The organism is Methylosinus sp. R-45379 (assembly GCF_001644125.1).
Taxonomy (GTDB): domain Bacteria; phylum Pseudomonadota; class Alphaproteobacteria; order Rhizobiales; family Beijerinckiaceae; genus Methylosinus.
Map to the genome: position 1 here is coordinate 1 of NZ_LUUM01000070.1, position 1089 is coordinate 1089.

The following is a 1089-nucleotide window of genomic DNA, read 5'->3' on the forward strand; positions in this document are numbered from 1 at the left end:
CGATCGGAAAGCGCTCTAGGGCAGTCGCGGCCTGCCGCGTCAGCGAAGGTAGTAGTAATATCCGTCCGGCGCGTAGACGACGGGGCGCGGCGCATAGACGACTGGCGGCGGCGCGTAAACAACAGGCGCGGGGGCGACGTAAACCGGACGCGAAGACGCCGCCGCGCCGACCATGGCCCCCGCTACGAGACCCACGGCGGCGGCCCCGGCGACTGCGCTCCCACCATAGCAGCACGCACCACGGCCGCCCCGAAACACCTGGCCGCCCTGATAGTTCACGGCAGCCGCTCCGCCGTGGGGACCGGCGACAGCAGCCCATCCATCCGCATGGGCAGATGATCCGGCGGCGGCCACTAAGCTTATGGCTAAGGTAGAAACCTGAGCAAGCTTTCGAAACATCATGGGATCTCCTGTACATGGCCGGGATGCCCTGGCGAGACAGACGGCGTACAAGCGCCAGCGCTTACCACTGCCCGGCTACTGCTCGTTCGCATCAATAGAACGAGACGGTATCGTTCCTAAATGGCTCGCGACATAGAGTCAAGTTGCTGGACCTGCGATTGCTGGGGTTGAGGGGAGCGCCACCCCGCCTGTCGTCACGGGTTCTGAGCAGCGCCGAACGTGATCCGGCGCCCGAACGAGCACAGCGCGCCCTGCGCGAGCATTGATATTTCCAAGCGGGAGCGCCGTAATTTAGCGCGATGGAAAGGAGAAGCGTGAGCGATACCGAGAAAGTCGCTCGAGTTCACCGTTTCCATCGTTGGAACACGGTCGCCGAGGCAATCCCTCACTCGTCGGCAGACTGCCTGCCCTCAGTCTACAGAGCCCCTTTCGGGAACACCATGCAAGGGAGCGGCGCCTCTCAGAAAAAGGGCCCATGCGTCCTCGAAGAACGCAGCACGCTCTTCCGCAGTGTCGAGGCCCTTTTGACCGAGCAGTAGCTGCTGCATGGCCCAGCCGGTTATCATCCCGGTGAGCGCATAGTGCATATGCTCGACAGGACAATCGCCCCGAAGTTGGCCGGCGTCGCGGCCGGTCTCGTCGCTCTTCAAAATGTCGCGCTCCTTGACCGCCGCGGCGAGCTGCGCG

At 63.8% G+C, this 1089-nt stretch carries 1 pseudogene; it reads right to left on the minus strand.

Going from position 1 to position 1089, the window contains the following annotated elements:
- Positions 1-812 precede the first annotated feature (812 nt).
- Positions 813-1089 (minus strand): annotated as a pseudogene (locus tag A1351_RS25110) (hypothetical protein); the annotation flags it as partial.